Here is a 4,110-nt window from a genome sequence, read left to right as displayed (position 1 = left end):
GGACAATCTGGTTAGCGTAGGATGGATCAGTCAGAATCTCCTGGTAGCCCGTCATGGAGGTGTTAAATACAACCTCTCCAACAGCGTGACCAGTTGCACCAATGCTGGTGCCCTTAAAGATACTGCCGTCCTCAAGCGCTAGAATGGCTGGCGTAGACAAAGTTAATTCCCCGAACAAAGAAACAAAATCTGCAGATGACGCACCGCTGAACCGCCTAGGCTCTGGCCGTAAAAAAGCGGAATGGTGACATTCTGACTCCATTCCGCTAATTTCGGGCTGTTTTCGGCGGCTTTTCAAAGTAACCGCAGTACGTGCTTTAATTAACCCTAAAGGATACTGAAAACAGTGGCTTATGTCCATTCATAAAGTACCCTTAAGTAGCAGCCCTCTTGTCCGGCAACGACGCCGCAGTCCTCATTTCTCCGCACACACTCCCACAACCCCATACACCCGGTAACAACCACCCGGGCGCGAAAATTCAGCGTGAAATATCAGTACTTCTACCGACTCAATGACAGATTACATATTGTTACAATATATTACATACAAATTTACACTCGATAAAACTTCACTCCATCGCCTGAGAGTTCTTAAATAATCGTTATTGAGAGGGTTAACTACTGAGAGAACCTACAATAGTGAAAACCATTCTCAATAACGCACATTTTCACTGAAAGACCGGGCAGACCGTGCTGTCCGCCGATACACAATACAATATTCTAAGAGGTACTTTATGCCCGTAGCTGTCGAAGGTCGTCGCCGCCTGCAACCCGAAGAGCGCAAAAAACTGCTGCTGAGAGACGCCGTTGAAGTGTTCGCAAAACGCGGCATCGGCCGTGGTGGTCACACTGAAATTGCCGAACTGGGTGGTGTATCCGTTGCCACCGTGTTCAATTACTTCAAAACCCGCGAAGCGCTGGTTGATGCTGTCCTGACCGAAGTGGAAGACTACCTGCTGGGCATGGCCGAGCAGATCAACGAGGAATACAGCAACCCGGTTGAAGCGATCCGCGCCAACGTCAATGGCTTCCTGCAGGCCTGTGAAGACAACCCGGATTACATCAAAGTATGGCTGGAGTGGAGTGCTTCGGTACGCGATGAAATCTGGCCTCAGTACCTCGCCTTCCAGAATAAAATTCTGGATATCTTCAGTGATCAGGTAGACCGCGGTATCAAAATGGGTCTGCTGGATATGGGCCTGGCACCGCGCGAACGTGCACGCTGGGCACTGGGTAACTCACAGATGCTGGTGTCGATGATCTTTGATCCGGCCGGTAAACCAGCGGGCATGGAGCAGATGGTCGAGCGTGGTTTCGACCATATCCTCGGTGTAAAGCACTGATCTGAAAAAGCCTCACCCATAAAAAAACCGCTCAATTGAGCGGTTTTTTTATGGCGTTCTCAATACAGGTAAACCGGCATCAGAAGCCCAGCACGTCCTGCATGTCGTACAGGCCATTTGGCTGCTCGCCAACCCACAGTGCTGCACGTACCGCACCTTTGGCAAAGGTCATACGGCTTTGCGCTTTGTGAGTGACTTCCACACGCTCACCCTCTGCGGCAAACATCACGGTGTGATCACCCACCACGTCACCACCACGGATAGTTTCAAAACCGATCTGCTTGTGCGGACGGGCACCGGTCTGACCTTCACGACCATAACAGGCCACTTCATTCAGATCCCAGCCCATGGTTTCAGCAACCACTTCACCCATACGCAGCGCGGTACCGGATGGCGCGTCCACTTTGTGGCGGTGGTGCATTTCGATCACTTCGATATCGGAATCTTCACCCATTACAGAAGCAGCCATTCGCAGCAGATTCAGACACAGATTTACGCCTACGGAATAGTTCGGCGCAAATACAATCCCCATATCCGCCGCTTTCACTTTCATCTCGGCTTTCTGTTCATCGCTCAGACCGGTGGTACCAATCACGATCTTTTTACCGTGCTGGCGACACAGCTCAATATTGGCCATGGTCGCAGCAGGTGCGGTGAAATCGATCAGCACATCAAACTGATCAATAACCGCTTCGAGACTGGTTTCTGCAACAACATTCAGGCTTGTGCCCTGACCGGCAATCGCACCGGCATCGACACCAGCCATAGGATCGCCAGGCAGCACAATGACAGCGCCCAGTTCAGCTTTTTCTGCGGCGCACACCGCTTCGATCAGGATTCGGCCCATGCGGCCTGCGGCACCGGTAATAGCAATACGGGTCATGAGTTCTTCCGGGTAAGAGTAAATACGGCGCTAAGGATATAGCGATTGAACGTCAGATGCGAGGCGCCCGGGCCATGCCGGGCCACCCCACTCAGTTATCGGACCAGCGCTGGCTGGTGATCAGATGTCTTCGAAGAACTTCTTCACACCTTCAAACCAGCTTTTCTTCTGTGGCGAGTGTTTTTCACCGGTCAGCGATTCCTGGAACTTCATCAGCAGATCTTTCTGCTCTGAGGTCAGGTTAACCGGCGTTTCTACCTGCACACGACACAGCAGATCACCAGCCGGGCCACCACGCACCGGGGTGACACCTTTACCACGCAGACGGAAAAGTTTGCCGGACTGAGTTTCGGCGGGAATCTTCAGTTTGACCCGGCCATCCAGTGTCGGCACTTCCAGCTCACCACCCAATGCTGCATCAACAATGCTGATCGGCACATCACAGTACAGGTTACGGCCATCACGGTGGAACAGATTATGTTCACGCACGCTGACCTGCACATACAGATCACCAGCCGGACCACCCATGGCACCCGCTTCGCCTTCACCTGCCAGACGAATACGGTCACCGGTATCCACACCTGGCGGAATTTTCACCGACAGGGTTTTGGTTTCTTCTTTTACACCGCGACCGTGACAGCTGGTGCACGGATCATCAATCATAGTGCCCTGACCACGACAGCTCGGACAGGTCTGCTGCACCGAGAAGAAACCCTGCTGCATACGTACCTGACCAGCACCGTTACAGGTGGTACAGGTTTTTGGCTTGGTACCCGGTTTGGCACCGGTACCATCACAGGTTTCACAGGATGCCAGCGTCGGGATGCGGATTTTCTTCTCGATACCGCGCACCGCTTCTTCCAGCGTCAGCTCCAGCGTATAACGCAGATCGGAACCACGTTGCGGGCCGCCGCGACCACCGCCGCCGCCACCAAAAATATCGCCGAACACATCGCCGAAAATATCGGAAAAGTTGGCACCACCTGCACCACCACCAAAGCCACCACCGGCCTGACCATCAACGCCAGCGTGACCAAACTGATCATAAGCCTGACGTTTCTGCGCATCGCCCAGCACTTCGTAGGCTTCGGTCGCTTCCTTGAATTTTGCATCGGCGTCTTTATCGTCCGGGTTACGGTCCGGGTGATACTTCATCGCCAGCTTACGATAAGCTTTTTTCAGTTCTTTCTGGTCAACGTCACGGCTGACTCCAAGAACCTCGTAATAATCTCGTTTTGACATATTGCACCTGTTGTTAATCTGCTGCCTGCGATGTCGTTCAGATCAGCAGGAACACAATCGGCTGTAACTTTTTCTATCAGATTTCTTTCTGGCTTTTTGCGAGTTTTCTTCAGGCAAAACAAGCAAAAAAACGCGACAGCCCTCGTAAAGGAAGACTGCCGCGTTCTCAGATGATCAATTCAAGGAATTGATTACTTGTCTTTCACTTCTTCAAACTCGGCGTCCACAACATCGTCATCCTGGCTGGAAGACTGGCCACCGGCGTCGGCGCCAGCAGCTTGCTCAGCCTGAGCCTGTTCAGCGTACAGACGCTGCGCCAGACCACTGGATGCTTCAGTCAGAGCGTTGGTTTTCGCTTCGATGTCAGCTTTATCGGAACCTTTCAGAGCTTCTTCCAGATCTGCGATGGCTTTTTCGATTGCTGTTTTTTCATCGTCAGTCACTTTGTCTTTGGCATCTTCCAGCGTTTTCTTAGTCGCATGGATCAGGCCATCGGCAGTGTTACGTACCTGTACCAGTTCTTCGAATTCACGGTCCGCTTCTGCGTTTGCTTCTGCATCGTTAACCATTTTTTCGATTTCATCGTCACTCAGACCAGAAGACGCTTTAATCACAATGGACTGCTCTTTACCGGTCGCCTTG

5 protein-coding genes are annotated in these 4,110 nt (G+C 52.1%); 1 reads left to right on the top strand and 4 read right to left on the bottom strand.

Features of this window, described 5'->3' with window-relative positions:
- Positions 1-160 (bottom strand): carbamoyl-phosphate synthase domain-containing protein (locus B2Z72_RS14140; protein ID WP_297005112.1); only part of this gene is annotated, 160 nt, incomplete at its 3' end.
- Positions 161-734: 574 nt separating this feature from the next.
- On the opposite strand from B2Z72_RS14140, the gene B2Z72_RS14135 reads away from it, so the two are divergent.
- The gene (locus B2Z72_RS14135; RefSeq protein WP_296981508.1) at positions 735-1,343 is read left to right on the top strand and encodes a TetR/AcrR family transcriptional regulator; all 609 of its coding nucleotides are present in this window, start codon (positions 735-737) and stop codon (positions 1,341-1,343) included.
- 79 nt (positions 1,344-1,422) lie between these two features.
- Here B2Z72_RS14135 and dapB read toward each other — a convergent pair whose 3' ends face one another.
- The 3 genes from dapB to B2Z72_RS14120 form a co-directional block, all read right to left on the bottom strand.
- Positions 1,423-2,226 (bottom strand): 4-hydroxy-tetrahydrodipicolinate reductase, encoded by an 804-nt coding sequence (gene dapB / locus B2Z72_RS14130; protein ID WP_297005110.1) that lies wholly within the window; start codon positions 2,224-2,226, stop codon positions 1,423-1,425.
- 120 nt (positions 2,227-2,346) lie between these two features.
- Positions 2,347-3,468, bottom strand: a complete 1,122-nt coding sequence (gene dnaJ, locus B2Z72_RS14125; RefSeq protein WP_296982970.1) for a molecular chaperone DnaJ — start codon at positions 3,466-3,468, stop codon at positions 2,347-2,349.
- 191 nt (positions 3,469-3,659) lie between these two features.
- Positions 3,660-4,110, bottom strand: a 451-nt coding sequence (locus B2Z72_RS14120) for an Hsp70 family protein (RefSeq protein ID WP_297005107.1), incomplete at its 5' end; no start/stop codon positions are given.

This window comes from Thalassolituus sp. UBA6592, from assembly GCF_002433655.1.
GTDB lineage: Bacteria > Pseudomonadota > Gammaproteobacteria > Pseudomonadales > Oceanobacteraceae > Venatoribacter.
The sequence above is the reverse complement of the archived record's forward strand: the minus strand, read 5'-3'. Positions and strand labels throughout refer to the sequence as shown.